The organism is uncultured Eudoraea sp. (assembly GCF_947258925.1).
Taxonomy (GTDB): domain Bacteria; phylum Bacteroidota; class Bacteroidia; order Flavobacteriales; family Flavobacteriaceae; genus Eudoraea.
In genome coordinates this window covers 1-18,734 of the sequence record NZ_CAMYKG010000017.1, presented here as the reverse complement: position 1 = coordinate 18,734, position 18,734 = coordinate 1, and the positions used below count along the sequence as shown (strand labels likewise).

At 38.3% G+C, this 18,734-nt stretch carries 19 protein-coding genes; 9 read left to right on the top strand and 10 right to left on the bottom strand.

All coding sequences use genetic code 11. From position 1 onward, the window contains the following. Window positions 1-3 precede the first annotated feature (3 nt). The gene (locus Q0X77_RS07555) at window positions 4-840 is read right to left on the bottom strand and encodes a sugar phosphate isomerase/epimerase (protein WP_297795397.1); all 837 of its coding nucleotides are present in this window, start codon (window positions 838-840) and stop codon (window positions 4-6) included. Between the two features lie 103 nt (window positions 841-943). On the opposite strand from Q0X77_RS07555, the gene mazG reads away from it, so the two are divergent. The 5 genes from mazG to Q0X77_RS07530 all read left to right on the top strand — a co-directional run bounded on the left by mazG (window position 944) and on the right by Q0X77_RS07530 (window position 5,768). Then, complete coding sequence (mazG, locus tag Q0X77_RS07550) at window positions 944-1,717, top strand: nucleoside triphosphate pyrophosphohydrolase (protein WP_297795394.1); 774 nt, start codon at window positions 944-946, stop codon at window positions 1,715-1,717. Window positions 1,718-1,859: 142 nt separating this feature from the next. After that, window positions 1,860-3,233, top strand: coding sequence for an MATE family efflux transporter (locus Q0X77_RS07545; RefSeq protein WP_297795391.1), 1,374 nt, complete (start codon window positions 1,860-1,862; stop codon window positions 3,231-3,233). Between the two features lie 78 nt (window positions 3,234-3,311). Next, window positions 3,312-3,539: a hypothetical protein gene (locus Q0X77_RS07540; RefSeq protein WP_297795388.1), complete on the top strand. Its 228-nt coding sequence runs from the start codon at window positions 3,312-3,314 to the stop codon at window positions 3,537-3,539. Window position 3,540: 1 nt separating this feature from the next. Next, window positions 3,541-4,110, top strand: coding sequence for a phosphatase PAP2 family protein (locus tag Q0X77_RS07535; RefSeq protein WP_297795385.1), 570 nt, complete (start codon window positions 3,541-3,543; stop codon window positions 4,108-4,110). Further along, the gene (locus tag Q0X77_RS07530) at window positions 4,107-5,768 is read left to right on the top strand and encodes a glycosyltransferase family 39 protein (protein ID WP_297795383.1); all 1,662 of its coding nucleotides are present in this window, start codon (window positions 4,107-4,109) and stop codon (window positions 5,766-5,768) included. The genes Q0X77_RS07535 and Q0X77_RS07530 overlap by 4 nt, the downstream gene beginning before the upstream one ends. Window positions 5,769-5,773: 5 nt before the next feature. Here the strand turns inward: Q0X77_RS07530 and Q0X77_RS07525 are convergent, their stop codons facing one another. From Q0X77_RS07525 to Q0X77_RS07505, 5 genes are read right to left on the bottom strand one after another with little or no spacing between them, the layout of a single operon-like run. Further along, window positions 5,774-6,646 (bottom strand): lysylphosphatidylglycerol synthase transmembrane domain-containing protein, encoded by an 873-nt coding sequence (locus tag Q0X77_RS07525; RefSeq protein ID WP_297795381.1) that lies wholly within the window; start codon window positions 6,644-6,646, stop codon window positions 5,774-5,776. Continuing rightward, window positions 6,636-7,589 (bottom strand): glycosyltransferase family 2 protein, encoded by a 954-nt coding sequence (locus Q0X77_RS07520; RefSeq protein WP_297795524.1) that lies wholly within the window; start codon window positions 7,587-7,589, stop codon window positions 6,636-6,638. The genes Q0X77_RS07525 and Q0X77_RS07520 overlap by 11 nt, the downstream gene beginning before the upstream one ends. 35 nt (window positions 7,590-7,624) lie before the next feature. After that, window positions 7,625-8,671: a methylmalonyl Co-A mutase-associated GTPase MeaB gene (meaB, locus tag Q0X77_RS07515; protein ID WP_297795378.1), complete on the bottom strand. Its 1,047-nt coding sequence runs from the start codon at window positions 8,669-8,671 to the stop codon at window positions 7,625-7,627. 2 nt (window positions 8,672-8,673) lie between these two features. Beyond that, the gene (locus Q0X77_RS07510) at window positions 8,674-9,234 is read right to left on the bottom strand and encodes a DUF2911 domain-containing protein (protein WP_297795376.1); all 561 of its coding nucleotides are present in this window, start codon (window positions 9,232-9,234) and stop codon (window positions 8,674-8,676) included. Between the two features lie 25 nt (window positions 9,235-9,259). Beyond that, window positions 9,260-10,168, bottom strand: coding sequence for an aldose epimerase family protein (locus Q0X77_RS07505; RefSeq protein WP_297795374.1), 909 nt, complete (start codon window positions 10,166-10,168; stop codon window positions 9,260-9,262). 107 nt (window positions 10,169-10,275) lie between these two features. Here Q0X77_RS07505 and Q0X77_RS07500 point away from each other — a divergent pair, with 107 nt between their 5' ends. The 3 genes from Q0X77_RS07500 to Q0X77_RS07490 are packed head-to-tail and all read left to right on the top strand — an operon-like array spanning window position 10,276 to window position 12,845. Next, window positions 10,276-10,818: a sigma-70 family RNA polymerase sigma factor gene (locus Q0X77_RS07500; protein WP_297795371.1), complete on the top strand. Its 543-nt coding sequence runs from the start codon at window positions 10,276-10,278 to the stop codon at window positions 10,816-10,818. Next, on the top strand, window positions 10,802-11,386 hold the full coding sequence (locus tag Q0X77_RS07495) for a hypothetical protein (RefSeq protein ID WP_297795368.1): 585 nt from the start codon (window positions 10,802-10,804) through the stop codon (window positions 11,384-11,386). Before Q0X77_RS07500 ends, Q0X77_RS07495 begins: the two co-directional genes overlap by 17 nt. Continuing rightward, on the top strand, window positions 11,358-12,845 hold the full coding sequence (locus Q0X77_RS07490) for a hypothetical protein (RefSeq protein WP_297795365.1): 1,488 nt from the start codon (window positions 11,358-11,360) through the stop codon (window positions 12,843-12,845). Before Q0X77_RS07495 ends, Q0X77_RS07490 begins: the two co-directional genes overlap by 29 nt. 276 nt (window positions 12,846-13,121) lie before the next feature. Here Q0X77_RS07490 and Q0X77_RS07485 read toward each other — a convergent pair whose 3' ends face one another. From Q0X77_RS07485 to msrA, 4 genes are all read right to left on the bottom strand, one after another. Beyond that, entirely contained in the window at window positions 13,122-14,312 is a 1,191-nt protein-coding gene (locus tag Q0X77_RS07485) for a Gfo/Idh/MocA family oxidoreductase (RefSeq protein WP_297795362.1), read from the bottom strand. 9 nt (window positions 14,313-14,321) lie between these two features. Continuing rightward, window positions 14,322-15,650: a Gfo/Idh/MocA family oxidoreductase gene (locus tag Q0X77_RS07480; protein ID WP_297795359.1), complete on the bottom strand. Its 1,329-nt coding sequence runs from the start codon at window positions 15,648-15,650 to the stop codon at window positions 14,322-14,324. 2 nt (window positions 15,651-15,652) lie between these two features. Next, window positions 15,653-17,041, bottom strand: a complete 1,389-nt coding sequence (locus Q0X77_RS07475; protein ID WP_297795355.1) for a DUF1080 domain-containing protein — start codon at window positions 17,039-17,041, stop codon at window positions 15,653-15,655. Between the two features lie 111 nt (window positions 17,042-17,152). Continuing rightward, on the bottom strand, window positions 17,153-17,830 hold the full coding sequence (msrA, locus tag Q0X77_RS07470) for a peptide-methionine (S)-S-oxide reductase MsrA (protein WP_297795352.1): 678 nt from the start codon (window positions 17,828-17,830) through the stop codon (window positions 17,153-17,155). Window positions 17,831-17,947: 117 nt separating this feature from the next. Here msrA and Q0X77_RS07465 point away from each other — a divergent pair, with 117 nt between their 5' ends. Then, complete coding sequence (locus Q0X77_RS07465; protein ID WP_297795349.1) at window positions 17,948-18,646, top strand: peptidoglycan DD-metalloendopeptidase family protein; 699 nt, start codon at window positions 17,948-17,950, stop codon at window positions 18,644-18,646. Window positions 18,647-18,734 lie beyond the last annotated feature (88 nt).

Sequence of the window (18,734 nt, the reverse complement as noted above, 5' to 3'; positions counted from 1 at the left end):
CGTTTAGGAAAGACTTTTTAGGTATGCCATATTATGTTTCATACTCTCCAATGCGTTGTTAGCATACTCTTCCTGCTCTATGAAAATGTGCTTTACACCCGAAGCTTTTTTATAAGACATCACAGCAGGAATATCAAGGCCACCTTTACCAAATTCTGTGCTTACCTTTTTATTCATGTCCATATCCTTTAAATGCCACAATGGAAACCTTCCCGGGTACTTTTTAAAATAATCCAGGGGATCCTTTCCTGCCACAATCACCCATCCGAGATCCAATTCCATATGAACAAGATCTGCTTCTGTATTTGATAGGAGTACATCATAAAGAACCTGGTTATTTTCAGTTTCAAATTCATATTCATGATTGTGATAACCGAATTTGAGATTCATTTTTTTACATGCTTCTCCGGCTTTATTAAATTCTTCAGCTACCTTTTTATAATTGTCTGTATTTTGTCCTTTACTTGGCATTGAAGAGCAGATAAGATACTCCTGTCCTGATTCTACTGCCTCTACCATGGTTTGCTGCCAGTTTTGATCTAAATGCACATGTCCACTCTTTAGATTCATATTCAGGTCATCACAAACTGATTTCATTTTGGCAGGGCTGAGGCCATAATAGTGTCCTTTCTGACTTCTGGCTGTTTCAATCTCTTTGAAACCCAAAGCGGCTATTTGTTTCAATGTGCCAATGGCATCTTTTGCCATTTCATTCCGGAATGAATACAATTGAACACCAAAATGTTGTGTTTTTTTAGGGGCATAAGTAAATGAAGGAAGAAGCAATGATCCGGCAGTTAAAACTGTGGATTGCAATAAAAAATCTCGTCTGGATTGCATGATTTTATTGTTTTGATTAGTTAGCTGTGTGCTTCTAAATTAGTTTAAATTTTCCATACACCTTTATCAATGGTATTTGTACTTTTACCCAAATGCCCGTTCTATGAATAAAAGAAAATCACAACTTAAGGCCTTTGATCGCTTACTTACTATTATGGATGAACTCCGGGAACAATGTCCCTGGGATAAAAAACAAACACTACAAACCTTAAGACATCTTACCATTGAAGAGACTTATGAATTGGGTGATGCAATTCTGGAAAATGATCTAAAGGAAGTTAAAAATGAGCTTGGAGATCTTCTGTTGCATATTGTTTTTTATGCGAAAATCGGATCTGAAACCAATAGTTTTGATATTGCTGACGTTTCTAATTCTATTTGTGACAAACTGATTAACCGGCACCCTCATATCTACGGGGATGTAACTGTTACCAATGAAGAAGATGTAAAAAGAAATTGGGAAAGTATTAAACTTAAAGAAGGTAAAAAAAGTGTTCTTGAAGGAGTTCCAAATAGTCTTCCTGCATTAGTCAAAGCCAATAGAATACAGGAAAAAGTGGCTGGTGTTGGATTTGATTGGGAACAACCGGAGCAGGTATTTGAAAAGGTAAAGGAGGAGTTGTCAGAGTTACAGGAAGAAGTGAGTGCCGGGGATAAAGATAAATTGGAATCCGAATTTGGAGATGTACTTTTCTCTCTGGTAAATTATGCCAGATTTTTAGATATTAATCCCGAGAATGCCCTTGAACGGACCAATAAGAAATTTATTAAACGCTTTCAATATTTAGAAGGTAAAGCCAAAGATCACAAAAGAACACTCAAGGAAATGTCACTGGCAGAGATGGATGTCTATTGGGAGGAAGCTAAGAGGATTTAGGCTTTGATCTGCTTTGTTACTGAGGATATTCGATTCCCGGAATACGATCTATTTGTATTAATATCCCAATGGCTCACGGCTTACTATATGTTATCTTTAAACCAATCCTAAATCCTATCTTTGCTGCTTCAAAAATTATCCTGTGTTACTGCAACAATACACCAAAGAATTCAGATATAATATAAGGCTGGCAGTACCTGTTATTCTGGGAATGCTTGGACATACTTTTGTAGCCTTTGCAGACAATATCATGGTTGGGCAATTAGGCACTGCAGAGTTAGCCGCTGTTTCTCTTGGAAATAGTTTTGTATTTGTTGCTATGTCATTGGGAATAGGATTTTCAACTGCTATTACTCCATTGGTAGCTGAGGCAGATGGAGCCGGAAACAAAGTGGGTGCAAAAAGTGCCTTAAAGCACGGATTAGTGTTGTGTACCATTATTGGTTTAGTGCTTTTCGGGTTAATTCAATTGGGAAAACCATTGATGTTTTTAATGGACCAACCTCCTGAAGTCGTAGAGTTATCTCTACCCTATTTGGATCTGGTAGCCTTCTCATTGGTCCCTTTGGTAATGTTTCAGGCTTTTAAACAGTTTTCTGAAGGCTTATCGCAAACTAAGTATCCCATGTATGCTACAATTGTGGCAAATGTGCTGAATATTGTACTTAATTATCTGTTGATCTTTGGGGCGTTTGGATTTCCAAAACTTGGAATTATTGGAGCTGCTATTGGAACCCTTGCCGCCCGTGTTCTAATGCTGATTCTGCTTTGGTATTTACTGAATAAAAAGAAAAAATTTCATGATTATGTAACGGGATTAAATTTTAAAGAAATTGAAAACCGGGTGATGCGTAAAATTATTAACCTTGGTTTTCCTTCTTCCTTACAGATGTTTTTTGAGGTTGCTATTTTTACCGCAGCCATTTGGCTGAGCGGCGTATTAGGAAAAAACCCTCAGGCAGCAAACCAGATAGCTTTAAATCTTAGCAGCATGACATTCATGTTTGGAATGGGTCTTGGGGTTGCCGCTATGATACGTGTTGGAAATCAAAAAGGGTTACATAATTTTACGGAATTAAGGCGAATAGCCCAATCTATTTTTGTTCTTACTTTTATGCTTGAGGTAGTTTTTGCATTATTTTTCCTTCTTGGAAGACATTGGCTTCCAACAATATACCTTGATGTGAACGACCCTGTAAACCAGTTAGATAATATGGAGGTAATTCTGCTTGCCTCTCAATTACTGCTGGTAGCGGCTTTCTTTCAGATTTCAGACGGTCTTCAGGTGGTTATTCTGGGTGCATTACGAGGCCTGCAGGATGTCAAAGTTCCAACGTTTATCACTTTTATTGCCTATTGGTTGATAGGGTTTCCAATAAGCTATTATTTGGGATTACATACAGAACTGAAGAGTTTGGGAATATGGATTGGATTACTGTCAGGCTTGAGTACATCGGCAATTATGTTGTATATTCGATTTAATAAAATGACGAAACAACTCATAGCTTCTCAATAGCCTTTTATCTTGAAATGCTTATGATAGTCCGAAGAGAATTCCTTTGAATGATAAATTAAAATATAAATAGATTGATCTATGCAATTTCCAAAATTTTTACTCGGTGATAATACCGATTATCCTACTTCAATTTTTGTTGTTCATACGGAATACCCGAGATTCATAATCAACCTGGAAAATGATGAAGTTGAGTGGCTTGAAGATTTTACCAGTGAAGATGAAAAAGAATTGTCTTCCGAAACGGAAAACCTGATAGAAGCCGCTACTGCATTTTATGATAGGGAAATAGCCAGATACGAAGATTAACATGTTGGAAGAATTGGTACAACTCGACAAGGAAGTGTTCCTTTTTCTCAATTCTTTGGGAAGTTCAGAATGGGACGGTTTTTGGATGTTTCTCACCAATAAGTGGAGTGCGATTCCGTTGTATTTTTTCCTGTTAATTCTCTCCTTTAAGCACTTTGGAGCTAAGAAGATGATTTTTGTGGTTATAAGCGTCATTTTTTTAATTACAGTTACTGATCAATTATCTAATTTTTTTAAATACGGGGTTCAACGTTTACGTCCCTGTTATGATCCTGAAATTAGCCAGGTAATGCGCCTCGTAAAAGACTATTGCGGCGGGAAATTTGGCTATTTTTCTGCCCATGCCGCCAATACATCTGCACTGGCATTATTTTTTACCGTTCTATTCGGTTCAGCCTATAAATATGTGGGTGTTTTTTTGCTTATTTGGGCTGCATTTGTTTCCTATAGCAGAATTTACATTGGAGTACATTTTCCATTGGATGTTATTACAGGTATGGGTATTGGTTTACTCTTTGGATGGCTATTTGCCAAGTTATATATCTTTGCCATTTACAAATACCGCATATGATCTCAAATACCAAGTATTGGCTCTTTCTTTTTCTCATAGTCCTGGTATATCTGGCGGGGATGTTCGTAACACTTTTTGAATATGATTCTGCTCAATTTGCTGTAATGGCAATGCGAATGGTACAGGAAAACGATTTTATTAATTTGTTTAAAGGGCCGGAGGAGTATCTGGATAAACCACATATGCATTACTGGCTGGCAGCCATTTCTTATAAAATTTTCGGCCTGCACGATTGGGCCTATCGCATTCCGGGAATCCTTGCCACTTTGTTGGGAGCCTATAGTTGTTATGGTTTAGGTAAGCTCCTGTATAATAAAGAAGTAGGAAAAGTTGCCTCACTTATTTTTATGACGGCGCAAACCATTATGCTTTCCAATATTGATGTGCGAACAGATGCTGTGCTTACCGGATTTACAGCTTTTGCTATTTGGCAATTAGCTTCTTATATAGAAAATAAATCCCTTAAGAATTTACTTCTGGGTGCTTTTGGTGCCGGAATTGCTTTTTCCACTAAAGGACAGATTGCACTATTGGTAATAGGTCTTCCAATATTATGTCATTTGGGTTTTAGCAAGAAATGGAAATTGCTTTTTAGTTGGAAGGTTTTAGTTGCCCTGGTCGTTTTTGCATTGACAATTTCACCTGTGCTCTACGCTTATTACCAGCAATTTGACTTGCATCCGGAGAAAGTTATCCGCGGTAAAGATCACAGGAGTGGAATACTATTTATTCTCTGGGAGCAGAGTTTTGAACGTTTAAGCGGAGAAGGGGTAGGGAAGAATAGCAGTGATTATTTTTTCTTTTTCCATACTTTTTTATGGGTATTTCTGCCCTGGACTATACTCGGCCTTGCTGCATATTGGACTCGAATCAGGGCGTTTTTCAATGCGAAGTTCAGGAGGAGTTCGGGTCTGGAGTTTCTTACTATTGGGGGGATTACTATAATTTTTATAATAATAAGTTTTGCACAATTTAAATTGCCACATTACCTGAATATCACGATACCCTTGTTTGCTGTGCTTACCGCTTCCTTTATGCAAGAATTATTTAATGACACAAAGTTGAAAAAAAGGAAAGTATTTCTTGGACTGCAATATTTCATTCTGGGTTTAGTTGGCATAAGCTCAATTCTGATTTGTTTTTTTGTTTTCAAATTCTCGGACTGGTATGCCTATATTTTATTTTTGTCCGCGTTTGTACTAACAGGTTTAATCTGTTTGAGGAATCAGGGATACGGTATTCGCTTACTAACCATCGCCCTGTTCAGTTCTCTATTTCTTAATGCCGTAATGAATTTACATTTTTACCCATCTTTATTAAAGTATCAGGCCGGTTCTACAATTGCCGGTATTGTTGCCGAAAAGAATATCCCGGTGGACCAGATATACAAGATTACCCTAAGTTCTTCCTGGGCAATGGATTTTTACAACCAACACCCCGTTAAGATTACGGAGACCTCAAATTTATCCGATATGGGTGCAGTATGGGTTTATGGCACAGATGATGATCTTCAAAGCCTTAAAAAATATGGTTTCGGATGGGATGAGCATTACTCAGCAGAGCAATTCAGGATAACGCGTTTGCAGCCGAAATTCTTAGATCCCTCCTCAAGGAATCAGGTGCTGAACCATATGCACTTAATTCATCTTAAAGACTAGAGTTGTTAGGTTGATTCTAACTTTAATTCTGGTTTTTTAAAGTGATAATAGATTCCGGTTAGGGACAATATGGCCGTAAGGAAGAAAAACAAAATACTTATGCTCAAAGAGGTACTTTGATCCAGCTTCAACCATTCTGCCCCGTAAAAGAAGACCAATTCTCTACTACCAATTCCGCCGATTGTGACAGGCAGAACGGAAACCATCGAAGAAATAAAGAAAATAAACAGATAGGCAATCATATTACCTTTTACATATAATGATTTAATGATAAATACCACAGATAGCAATTGTACCAATTGTACAACTAAAGAATAACCTATTGATTTCCAAAAAACAGGATAAACGAATGAGAAATATTTTTTATTGATGAACCAAAAAACAAATAAACTGAGCAGGATAACCAATATAAAAAGATAGTTATAGGGCTGCAAAACTTCATTTTTCAAAAGTAATGCCAGGATACAGGTATAATTCACAATTACCAACAATCCACTTAATCTATCCAATAAAAAAACCGTAACCACGCTTTTGGTATTTACCTCAAATTTATCACGGATTACGTAACCCTTATACGCATCCCCACCAATACCGCCAGGGAGAAACAGATTATAAAACATGCCCAGGAGATAGAGTTTAAAATTACTCTTTTGGGTTATTGGAATATTGAGTTGGTGAAAATATAGGTTTAAGCGCAAGGCTTTGAAGACTTTAGAAAGTAACAAGAATAGAAGAGCAATAGTTAATAGCCACGGATTACTTGTCTTTAAAACAGCCCAAACATCCTTAAAGGGAATCTTGTTAAAAATAAAATAAATCAGCAGGACACTGAAAATAATTTTAAGTAGGGTAATTAAATTTTTACGATTATTGGCCACCTATAGATATACTTTTAATTCTATATGGTCTCTTATTTTGTGACTCGTAATAGGTTCTTATAAGCAGTTCCATGACTATTCCTATTGTAAACAGTTGAATCCCAGCTAAAATGAACATCATTCCGAAAATAAGAAGCGGTCTGTTTCCAATATCCTGTCCGTAAACCAGTTTTACGATGAGTAAATAGATATTAATGAAAATTCCCAGGATAATTAGCAAGACCCCAAGAATACCAAATAAATGAATGGGTCGCTGGAAATACTTCCTGATGAAAAGGAGCAACATCATATCAGCCACTACTTTAAAAACACGTTCGAGTCCATATTTAGAGACTCCGGCATTTCTTGCATGGTGTTTTACAGGAACCTGTTTTATTTGAGCACCTTCCAAATGAGCCAATAAAGTGATAAAGCGATGCATTTCGCCATAGAGATTTAAATCCTTAGCAATATCCCTTGTGAATACCTTAAGGGCGCATCCGTTGTCTTTGATATCTAACTTTGTGACGCGTCTGACCAGAAAGTTAGCAATCTTGGAGGGTATTTTTTTTATCAACGAATCCTTTCTTTTTTGCCGGATACCTGTGACCACATCATATTCCCCACTCACCGCATATTCCAGCATTTTGGGAATATCCTGAGGGTCGTTCTGCAGGTCCCCGTCCATGGTTATAATATATTCACCTTCAGCATAATCTATGCCCGCAGCCAATGCCAGACTTTGGCCATAATTCTTTTTTAGTGAAATAAGATGAACTCTGGGATCTTTCATCTCTTTTACCTTTTGTCGTGTACGATCCGTAGAAAAATCATCCACATAAATAATCTGATAAATATAGCCCTCGAGGCTTTCGTTGATTTTGGAGGTAAGCAGCACTACATTTTCTTCTTCATTATAAAGCGGAATAACTATGGATAAAAGGGAGGCAGTAACCGGGTTCATTAAAGTGGATAATTGTTCGGACAAATTTATGCTTTTTATTTAAGTTCTTTCTTATAGTTGTTCATGAGTAGTTCTGCCGCCCGGAAAGGGGAGATTTTATCTTCAGCAACCTTTTGCAACATAGATTCCAGGTGCTCTTTAACAGCAGTTGTCTGGTAGAATTGCTGTTTTAGAAGTTCTTCTATGGTTTGCATGAGCCAGTATTTATTCTGGTTTTGCCTGTTGCTTTCAAAATAACCATGGTCTCTGGTGGTGTCCAAAAATTGTATAATCATTTCCCATATTTCAATAATTCCCCTATTGTCTATAGCAGAACATGTACTAACCTTGGGTGTCCATCCATTTACTTTTGGAGGATATAATTGTAAAGCTCTTTCAAATTCTACTTGTGCCCGTTCTGCCCTTTTTAAATTGTCTCCTTCGGCCTTGTTAATAACAATGGCATCCGCCATTTCCATAATACCTCTTTTAATTCCCTGGAGTTCGTCTCCGGCTCCTGCCAGTTTTAAGAGTAAAAAGAAATCGACCATGCTGTGTACTGCGGTCTCACTTTGTCCAACCCCAACTGTTTCAATCAGGATAATATCAAAACCGGCGGCTTCACATAGGATAATGGTTTCTCGTGTCTTACGGGCTACTCCGCCAAGGGATTTGCCTGAAGGTGATGGCCTTATAAATGCGTTAGGATCCTTAACCAGCTCCTGCATTCGTGTTTTATCACCAAGGATGCTGCCCTTACTGAGGGTACTTGTGGGATCAACGGCTAAGACAGCGACTTTTTTGCCAAGTCCCGTAAGTGTTTTGCCAAAGATTTCAATAAAGGTGCTTTTACCAACCCCCGGAACCCCGGTTATACCAATTCTAATACTATTGGATTTTTTTAAAAGGCAATTTTCAATTAAGGTATAGGCCTGTTTCAGGTCATCATTTCTTGTGCTTTCCACAAGAGTTATTGCCCTTGCCAAGATGGATTTATCGCCATTAAGAACTCCATGGGTAAGCTCCTCAACGGACGGCTTCTTTTTGCGGTGCTTTCTAACCTGGAGGACCCCCTTCGTATCTTTATTTTTTTCTGTACTCAAACTTAGTTGTTGATAGGAACCCTGACCTTGGTTTTATCCCAGTCCATACTCATGTATAGTTGACCAGTGTCTTCAAAATCGATTGTAAAACTTTCAACTGTTTGCACCAAATTAATAACAGGTACCTCAACATTAATGATATCTTCTTCAGGGTTCCTCGTTGTTTCTTTACCACCGCTCATTATTGTAACACCCCATTCAGGAACATTCTTATTAAAGATTACTTGCCAACTTTCTTTACCCGGAACGGTCCAAATTGAATAGGTGCCGGATGGAAGTTCTTTATCGATGATATAAATTTTGGAATTCGTGGTAAGCGTTGTAGGCTCATTGGCACCGGTGCGCCAAACGGTATCATAAGGAACCAGATTACCAAAAATTTCCCTTCCCTTCTTAAAGGGACTGCTGTATTTTACTGTAAGGTCCATACCATTTTCAGTATATACAACGGTCTTTTGTGGACTGTTCTTCTTTGTTTGTTCCTTGAGATAGGGCATGGCCACGAAATAAAAAAGTAGGACTATTGCAGCTAATATGATCAAAATCCATTTTAATACTTTCATCGTATTGAGGTATTGATTAGTTTGTCTAAGTTACTAAATCAAAAGTAAAAACTGCCTGGTTGTTATAGGTTTCTCCGGGATTTAGGATTGCTGATGGAAATGACTTAATATTAGGTGCATCCGGGAAGTTTTGTGTTTCAAAACAAATGGCAGCAAACCCGGGCGGCGTATAAACTACAACTGCGGGTTGGTTACTTTCAACCCCCATTAGAATTCCTGAAACAGGGGAATATAACTCAGCTACTTTTTTACCAACTTCTGAAACTACAAACGGCGTGTCTAGTCGTATTTTTGCAATCTTTTTTTTGATAAGAAAGTCATAATCTGTGTCTGTAACTGAAATCAATTTACCGGTTGGTAACAAATTGTCGCGGGTTTCCAGTATTTTGGGACATTCCAGTCGCATTTCATAGTGATCAATGGAATTGGTATTGTCAAGCCGAAAGTAAGAATGATTAGTCAGGTTAATGACCGTAGTTCTGTCTGTTGTTGCCATATGGATAACATGGAGAGAATTACCAACCAGTTTGTAAGTTACACTTGCCTTTATATGACCCGGATAGCCCTCTTCCATATGTGGGCTTTGATAACTTAATTTAACGAATGGTTCGTTGTTGTGTTCAATGGTATCAAAAGTCCAGTATTTTTTTGAGAAGCCAGCCTTTCCCCCATGTAGATGGACCCCATCTTCCGCGTACAATTTATAGGTACGGCCTTTAAGATTGAAGCCCCCATTTGATATTCTTCCGGCAAAACGCCCAACACATGCCCCCATAGCAATTTGATCTTCCAGATAATCAACAGGATTCTCAAATCCAACCACCAAATTCAATATATTTCCTTCCCGATCTTTAGACAGAATTTTTTGAATTACGGCTCCGTAATCAAGGACAGTCAAGGATAGAAATTCGTTTTTAATTGTAACTTGTTGCAAGGTTGATCATTTAAAATTTCTTAAAAATACTTGTTTTTTGCAACATCTAATATTTTCTCCCGTCCTTAAGATAACAACAACTAACACCTAAATTGGAAACTGGCCAAATGTTTCAAATAGATCTGGTAGAGCGTTGCAAAGCCAACGATCGAAAAGCACAAATAAAGCTTTACAGGCAGTATTGTGATGGAATGTACTATGTCGCTAAGCGCTTCGTAAGTGATCCGGATGATGCGGAAGACGTTTTGCAGGAATCCTTTATAAAGGCGTTTCAGAAGATACATCAGTTTAAAGGTGAAGTCACATTTGGCGCGTGGTTAAAGCGAATTGTAATCAACAGAAGTATAGATTTTCTAAAATCCGGGAAGGAACGCTTTCAGGAACTCAATGAGAATAGTATACATATTGTTGAAGATAATGACTGGTCTGTAGATGATGGAATTTCAATTGATGAGGTAAGAGAAGCTATAAATCAATTATCAGAAAAGTACCGGCTTGTAGTGCAGCTTTTTCTAATGGAAGGGTATGATCATAGTGAGATCGCTCAAATATTGAATTTAACAGAAACCACAAGCAGGACCAGATTATTGAGAGGAAAAGGACATTTAAAGGAATTACTTAAAGAAAAACGATATGGCACAGGATCTTAGAGAACTGTTCAGGGATGATAATGAGAAAAAGGTTCCCATGAAAGATGGGCATGAAGAACGGTTTATAGCATTATTGGATAAAGAGTTACCCTTAAAAAGAAAGTCAACTTTTTATTTTATAAAGATTGCAGCCTCCGTATTGGTACTTTTTAGCCTTGGAATATATGCCTATTTACATTCTAAAACCGAAACTATAGAACAGCCAACTGTTGTGGAGAAAGGGACCGAGGATACAAGGGCAGAAGGTTATTCTTTAGGAGATCTTTCTCCTGATTTAAAGAAAATAGAAAATTATTATATGGCCAATATCAATCTGGAATTATCACGGCTGGAAGTATCTAAGGAAAATAAAGCGCTGGTGGATGATTATATGTCCAGATTGTCTGAATTAAATGAAGAATACAAAAGGTTGAATATAGAATTGAATGAAATTGGTCCAAATGACCAGACCATTAATGCACTAATAAAAAATTTGCAGCTAAGGTTAGCACTGTTGCAAAAATTAAAAGAAAAATTAAATCAATTAAAATCATCAGAAAATGAACAAGTTACATCAAATAGTGTTTAAAAGTATCGTCCTGAGTCTTTGCCTGTATTTAACCAGCGGCTATGGGCAAAAAGAATCGAAGACCTATAAGGAAACCTTTGTAGTAGGTAAGAATGCTGTTGTTGATATCAACACAAGTCACGCAGACATTGAATTTACAACCTGGAATAAGGATCAGGTAGTAGTTGAGGCCACTATTGAACTGGAAGGTGCTTCCCCTGAAGAAGCCGAGGCATATTTTGACAAAGGGGGGATAAAGATTTTAGGTAATAGCCAGGAAATCACTATAAAAACAGGCAGGGAAAATTCATGGATTGCAAGAGGTGCTCATGGTGATGCTCATAATATTATTGTGGAAATACCAGAAATTCCGGAAATGCCCGAATTAGAACCTCTTTTCCTGGACATACAGATACCTGAACTTCCCGATATACCACAGGTGATTATGGAAATGCCCCTTCCTCCTATGCCCCCAATGCAATTCAGGAATTTTGACTACGAGGCTTATAAGAAAGACGGTGAAAAATACCTGAAAGAGTGGTCTGAAGAATTTGAAAAGAGTTTTGATGAAGGGTATCAAAAGGAAATAGAAGAATGGGGTAAAGAAATGCAAGCCAGGGTTGAAGAACGTGAAGCCGCAAGGGAAGAAATGATGAAAGAAAGAGAAGAAATGATGAAAGAAAGAGAAGAAGTGAGAAGGGAAGCCCAGGAAATTAGGCGTGAAGCTATGGAAGAAAGACGCGAGATAATGGAAGAGCAGCGAAAAATTGCTGAGAAACAGCGCAAGATTCAGAAAAACGTAATTATTTCCAGGCAAGGTAAAGATAGTCCTACAATTTATTACAGATCTTCAGATGGTGGAGGGAAAAATTATAAAATAAAGAAGACGATTAAGATTAAAATGCCAAAATCCACCAAGCTTAAAATGAATGTGCGACATGGGGAAGTTAAATTGGCAGAAAATACCAGGAATATGAATGCAACCTTGTCCTATGCAAGGTTGCTTGCTTCCACCATAGATGGTGTGAATACAAATATTGTCGCTTCCTATTCCCCGGTGTCTGTAGAACGATGGAATTATGGAAACTTAAATATCAATTTCTCCGATGATGTTGCTCTTCAGGATGTAAATACATTGACATTAAGTACTACTTCTTCGGATATTACGATAGATCGTTTACTTAAAAGTGCACAAATAAAAAATGACCTTGGCGCAATAAGGATCAATGCAATTGCCAGTGATTTTAAAGATTTGGACATAGCAATGCAAAATGGAGAATTAATATGTAATTTACCTGTTACCCCATTTAGCATAACCATTGATGCGACTTCATCCAAATATTCGGCTCCGGCGGAATTAAAACTTGCATCAGAAAAAAACGGAAACCACGTGGTTCACAATGGCTATTATCTGGAAGCAAATTCCGGAAAATCGATTGTAATAGATTCGAGATACAGTGAAATTCTGCTTCAACAGTAATCAATCAACCTCTTCCAAAGCCCCCATATGTCTCTTTTAATCTATCCTTTCTCTCTTACTTTCTGGTATTAAAACCGATCCAATAGCATCTTCCCTTTCTTTATCCCCGTAATCATTTGTTAGTACAGACTGAAGTCAATTTTTCCAAGGCCATTTAAGTTACTGGCCGTACCATTTGATAGTGACATCATAAAATTCTTAAGGTGAAAGTGCGCAAATACCAGGGCTGGCTTCGTGTTAAAGTTTTAAAAATCAGGACTTTGGCGACTTACTTTTTTATAAGTCCAATTCATGGTTCCATTGAACTATTTTACCCTTATACATGGCATCCAATCCCATTTGAACGCATACAGCAGTTGTTGCTCCGGTATTCACATTAGATATGGGAGTTGTATTACTTAAGATATTATCTTTAAAATCAATTAATGCCTGCTTGCTGGGGTCTGCATGTTCAATGTCAAGTGGAATTCCTTTGCCTTCATCCCATTTTACAGTAGCTCCTGATACGCCGTCCACATCCTGAATTTCCTTTTTATAATGTCCTTCAGGGTAAAACCAGGCATTCACATAATCCAGGATCAGCGTTCCTTTGTCTCCCATTACCTTTATCTTGTAATCATCTTTGGAATTACTGGTCAGGCATGTAAATTTAGCTTTTACACCATTGGGATAGCTGTAGATAAGATGTACATTATCAAATGTTTCGCGGCCATCTTTCCAGTAGTCAATTCCTCCAACTCCCATTACGTTGTCAGGAGTGGCGTTTAAAACCCAATTTGTAAAATCTATTTGATGTGAACAAAGTTCAGCTACCAGGCCACCTGAATATTCACGATACATTCGCCAGTTTATTGCTCTTTCTAATGAAGGGTCGTTTACAGGCCTTCTCCAGTTTCCATTTCGATTCCACTGACATTCAATAGCGGTTACTTTACCAACTTTGCCTCCCCGGATAAGATCTACGACATGTGTGTATAAACGTGAACTGTGGTATTGATGTCCTGTCTGGAAGATTTTATTGGAAGTATTTGCCTTGTCCTTAAGTTGGATTATTCCTTCAAATCCTTTAGCCATGGTCTTTTCACAAAAAACATGTTTATCGGCATCAATAGCTTCCATGGCTATTTGGGCATGGGTATTAAAAGGTGTCGCAACCAGGATGGCATCTATATCCTTTGACTCTAAAAGCTTACGGTAATCTGAATATCCCCTGGCTGTACCTTTCGTATTTTCAATACCTTTCTGAAGTCTGAAGGGTAAAATATCACAGCAGGATATCACATTTAGTTCCGGGATTTGATTCATGACCGATATTAATCCACTTCCTCGATCTCCAGTGCCTATGACCCCAATATTGATGGTATTGGTCCCTTTTTTAGGAAAGACCATACCAGATACCATAGGACTTGAGGCACCCATTGCAGCTGTTACCAGTCCGCTTTTGATCACAAATTCTCTCCGCTTCATATATCGTGCTTAAAGTTTTGGTTCCCAGCCATTTTCATACTCCCTTTTCCAGGATGCCATAGCCTGCTTATTATTTCGGATTTTACCTGTAGCCGGATCAATTTTCAATGTTTCTCCTGCATCCTGGGCCATATTTCCCAGATGACAAAGCATAGTTGTAATGCTCGCATCTGCTATTGGGGAGTTTTGTGGTTCATCTAGGCGAATGGCATTAAAGAAATTTGCAATATGCATTCCATCCAGATCACCTGCTCCCATAGTGTCAATGGTTGCACTGCCACCAGTTTCAAACTCAAATTTGATGGGTCGTCCATCTAGGTCGTATAATTTATAGCTTTCCCGGCTTAACTCTATGGTACCTTTACTACCATATATCGTTGCACCTCTACCCGGCTGTTGTGGTTTCATTACCCCTCTGCTATGACCGTTCCATGTTATAAACTTATTTTCACTAAATGTATAAGTAACCTGTTGGTTATCTGGAAATTGCCAGTCGTCATCATATGCATATTTGCCACCAAAAGAAGTGACGGTCTCTGGCAGATCAACCCCAAGGGCCCAACGGCAGATATCTATTTCGTGGGTGCCATTGTTATGAATTTCACCTGTTCCCCAATTACGAAACCAATGCCAATTATAAGGATGAACATTATCTTTATAGGCTTCCCTTGGCGCTGGCCCCTGCCATAGTTCCCAGTCTAAGGTCGCTGGAACAGCAATATCAACCCCATTGCCTATAGATGAGCGGCTATTGGAATAATAAGCTTCTCCTTTATACACATTGCCAATTATTCCATTTTTTATATCCCTGATGGCCGTAATAGAAGTCCTTGCAGACCGTTGCTGATTACCCATCTGTACCTTTTTACCGTATTTTTCCTGGGCCGCCACAAGCAATTCATTTTCGTGCGGATTATGACTGCAAGGCTTTTCAACATAAACATGTTTTCCTGCCTGTAAGGCCATTATTGCCATGGGAGCATGCCAGTGTTCAGGTGTTGCTATAAATACCGCATCAACATCCTTATCTTCCAGCATTTTCCTGAAATCTTTTTCAACTTTAGGAACATAACCAATTTGTTCCTGGCACCATATATTGTGAGCCTCAATAATGGTATCATCTACATCACAGTTATAAATAATTTTAACATTGGGGCTTTTTGAAATTCCCATGGTTAGTGCTTTTGCGCGGCTTCTCACTCCTATTACCGCTACCTGTAATTGATCATTGGCGCCTAAAACATTTGCCTTTAAGGTTCCCGGAAGCACCAAACCTCCTAAGGTCAGGGCTGCACTTCCAACAGTGGTTTTCTTAATAAAATCTCGTCTTGTAGTCATGGTTATTGGTTTTGGATTGGTCTGATTTTAATATTCTTAAATGCAACACGATCACCGTGGTCCTGAAGCAGTATATGGCCCTGTTCTGCTTCTCCGAAATTAGGCCAGACCTTGTATTTACTCTCAGCAACCAATTTTCTATAGTTTTCACTTTTTCGCTCGTATTCCAGCACTTTCATGCCATTTAACCAATGCTCTATATGGTTATCTTTGGAAAGGATGCGCGCATGGTTCCATTCACCTATTGGATTCACTGGTTTATTTGGATCGACCTTGATGAGGTCATACAAAGAGGCCAGGGTTCTGCTACCTTCGTGATTTCCCAATTTAGCATCAGGATGTCTGGCGTCATCCAGGATTTGATATTCCAGGCCAATCGATGATCCCGGGCCTTTGTTAATATCGGTATCCACAAAATATTTTATTCCGCTATTGGCACCCTCGGTAAGTTTAAAGTCTACTTGAAGTTCAAAATTCCCATAGAGGTCCTCTGTTACAATATCTCCGCCGGCTGCAGATTCTTCACCACCTGATGATAATACTATAAGCTCACCGTTCTCTATGATCCAACCCTTATCCGGGAAATCATCCAGGCGAGCACCCCGCCATCCGTTAGTAGTACTTCCGTCCCAAAGTAATTTCCAGCCATTTTTTTCTTCATCAATTGTGAGTTGATTTTTAGTCATTATAGGTGCAAGTGGACTTTTCCGTGAATATTTAGAAAGGCTGTCTGTTAGGATATTAATGTTTTTCCATTGTATTTCGGTGCCTTCCTTTTGATCTTTCCCAATGCTATGTACCTGAAGACCAATAAATCCGCTACTGGTTTTGTCATCAATCAAATATGCGGCGGGGATATCATTAATCCAGGTTTTGAGAGTGTCTCCTATTGCTTCAATCCTATAATGATTCCAGTCATTTTGTTTAAAGGCTTGTTGTGCTTCCGGATTATTATCCATGGTATTGAGCCATCCCCTTCTGGCTTCGTCATAGATTCCTGCACTCCATGCCCTCTCGGAAGGATCTATTTCTATCTGATAACCATGCACCCGCCCATTCCTGTAATGAGGGAAACTATTGCTGCGGATTTGAATTCCGGAATTCATAGTGGAATCTACCTTGTAATCCAATTCCAGAATAAAATCACCGTACATTTTGTCGGTAGTTAAGAAGGTGTTAGGAGTATCATGTACTGTACTTCCCACAATTATTTCATCTCGCACCTCATAATGCGCTTCACCTCCTTTAATAGTCCAGCCATTAAGTGTTTTACCGTCAAACAGGGAAATCCAGGGTTCTGTATCTTTTTCGGAACCGGAACATCCCAGAAAGGCGAATATGATAAATATTAAGGTTGTTTTTTGAAACAAAGAAAGATTTTTATGATTCATTTCGCTTTAGAATGTGTTAATTCCTTAAATATAGTCTGAAGCGAGCACAAATAAAAAAAGCGACTTAAAAAAGTCGCTTTATATATACCAGCTAAATTTATACTGACCTATCTAGTGGGCTTCTTTTTTAAGATAATCAGGGAAATTCATTTTAAATCTATTTAACCTTGGGACAGATACTTGTCGGACATAGGAATTATTTGGATTTTTTCTTTCGTAATCCTGATGGTAGTCTTCTGCATCGTAAAATTTGGTAAAGGCAGTAACTTCAGTAACAATAGGGTCCTCGTAACGGCCACTATCCTCTAGGGCTGCCATATAAGTTTCTATGATCTTTTTCTCTTTTGGATTCTTGTAAAAGGCAATAGATCGATATTGGGCACCTCTGTCCGGGCCCTGACGATTGAGACTTGTCGGGTCATGGGATCCAAAAAATACCTGTACAAGTTCAAAATAAGATATCTCTTTGGGGTTGTAATAAACTTCAACTGCCTCCGCGTGGGACGTTTTTCCATAAGCGACCTGTTCATAGGTCGGATTTTCCTCAGTTCCGCCGGCGTAGCCTGAAATTACTTCCTTAACTCCTTTTACACTTTCAAAAATAGCCTCAACACACCAAAAGCACCCACTGGCAAAATAGGCGGTTTCGTAATCCTGGAGATCTTGTTTTGAAAATTTTTGAACCAGAACTACTTCTTTGGCTGGCTCCATTTTATTCTTAATTTTGGATTCACAACTGGTGGAGATTAAAGTGACTCCCAGTAAAATAAATAGTTTCAGAAATTTCATTTTTCGATTTTATTTCAAAAATCACTAAATCTTTCTGTAATTGAGGTTAAAGACCTGTTAATTAATGCCTTTGGTAAGTATAAACGCTCTGGTTTTACCAACTTTATAAGAATTTCTATGACTTTGCTTGAAAAAGTACTTCTAAAGCATACTGACCGGCCAATAGCTATTTTAGACAGGGAAATTCCGATTTCAAAATATATTACGCTTAACTTATCTGTATCCAATAGTGATCTGAAAACCCTTGATATAGCGAATCCAACAATTTGCCAGGAGTATATAGACACCATTCTTAAAGATGAACCCGCTTCAGTGGCTTATGGCGGGTATTTAGAAAAAAGGAACTTATATAGCAATAGTCCTAATTTTAACCCCAAAGGTGATGAAGTACGCAATATTCATCTTGGAATGGATTTTTGGTCCAAAGCAGGTACCAGGGTTATTGTACCAGTTGGGGGTTTAGTGCATAGTTTTAAAAATAATAAGCTTCCGGGAGATTATGGTCCGACCATAATTTTGAAACATGAATTGGACGGAATTCAATTTTATACGCTTTATGGGCATTTATCGATAGAATCCCTTTATGGGCTCTATAAAAACAAAGAATATAAGCCGGGAGAGGTTTTAGGAACATTAGGCGATACCAGGATTAATGTAAACTATGCGCCGCATCTTCATTTCCAAATTATAGGGGACATTGGCCATTTCAGGGGAGATTATCCCGGAGTTTGTACAAAAAAGGACTTGTTTGAGTATCAACAAAATTGTCCGAATCCTAATTTATTGCTCAAAATCACTCCCGGGATTATCGGTTAAATACACGAAAAATCGCTAAGGTGTTTTAGGGTATTGATCCGTTCACCGACACTTTTTTGCACTTTATCTGAATTTTTGTCAGATACCG

What these genes read in the sequence shown, in the direction of transcription:
- Q0X77_RS07555 (WP_297795397.1), bottom strand. Translation starts at nt 840, where the DNA reads ATGCAATCCAGACGAGATTTTTTATTGCAATCCACAGTTTTAACTGCC.
- mazG (WP_297795394.1), top strand. Translation starts at nt 944, where the DNA reads ATGAATAAAAGAAAATCACAACTTAAGGCCTTTGATCGCTTACTTACT.
- Q0X77_RS07540 (WP_297795388.1), top strand. Translation starts at nt 3,312, where the DNA reads ATGCAATTTCCAAAATTTTTACTCGGTGATAATACCGATTATCCTACT.
- Q0X77_RS07535 (WP_297795385.1), top strand. Translation starts at nt 3,541, where the DNA reads ATGTTGGAAGAATTGGTACAACTCGACAAGGAAGTGTTCCTTTTTCTC.
- Q0X77_RS07530 (WP_297795383.1), top strand. Translation starts at nt 4,107, where the DNA reads ATGATCTCAAATACCAAGTATTGGCTCTTTCTTTTTCTCATAGTCCTG.
- Q0X77_RS07520 (WP_297795524.1), bottom strand. Translation starts at nt 7,589, where the DNA reads ATGAACCCGGTTACTGCCTCCCTTTTATCCATAGTTATTCCGCTTTAT.
- Q0X77_RS07510 (WP_297795376.1), bottom strand. Translation starts at nt 9,234, where the DNA reads ATGAAAGTATTAAAATGGATTTTGATCATATTAGCTGCAATAGTCCTA.
- Q0X77_RS07500 (WP_297795371.1), top strand. Translation starts at nt 10,276, where the DNA reads ATGTTTCAAATAGATCTGGTAGAGCGTTGCAAAGCCAACGATCGAAAA.
- Q0X77_RS07495 (WP_297795368.1), top strand. Translation starts at nt 10,802, where the DNA reads ATGGCACAGGATCTTAGAGAACTGTTCAGGGATGATAATGAGAAAAAG.
- Q0X77_RS07490 (WP_297795365.1), top strand. Translation starts at nt 11,358, where the DNA reads ATGAACAAGTTACATCAAATAGTGTTTAAAAGTATCGTCCTGAGTCTT.
- Q0X77_RS07485 (WP_297795362.1), bottom strand. Translation starts at nt 14,312, where the DNA reads ATGAAGCGGAGAGAATTTGTGATCAAAAGCGGACTGGTAACAGCTGCA.
- Q0X77_RS07480 (WP_297795359.1), bottom strand. Translation starts at nt 15,650, where the DNA reads ATGACTACAAGACGAGATTTTATTAAGAAAACCACTGTTGGAAGTGCA.
- Q0X77_RS07475 (WP_297795355.1), bottom strand. Translation starts at nt 17,041, where the DNA reads ATGAATCATAAAAATCTTTCTTTGTTTCAAAAAACAACCTTAATATTT.
- msrA (WP_297795352.1), bottom strand. Translation starts at nt 17,830, where the DNA reads ATGAAATTTCTGAAACTATTTATTTTACTGGGAGTCACTTTAATCTCC.
- Q0X77_RS07465 (WP_297795349.1), top strand. Translation starts at nt 17,948, where the DNA reads ATGACTTTGCTTGAAAAAGTACTTCTAAAGCATACTGACCGGCCAATA.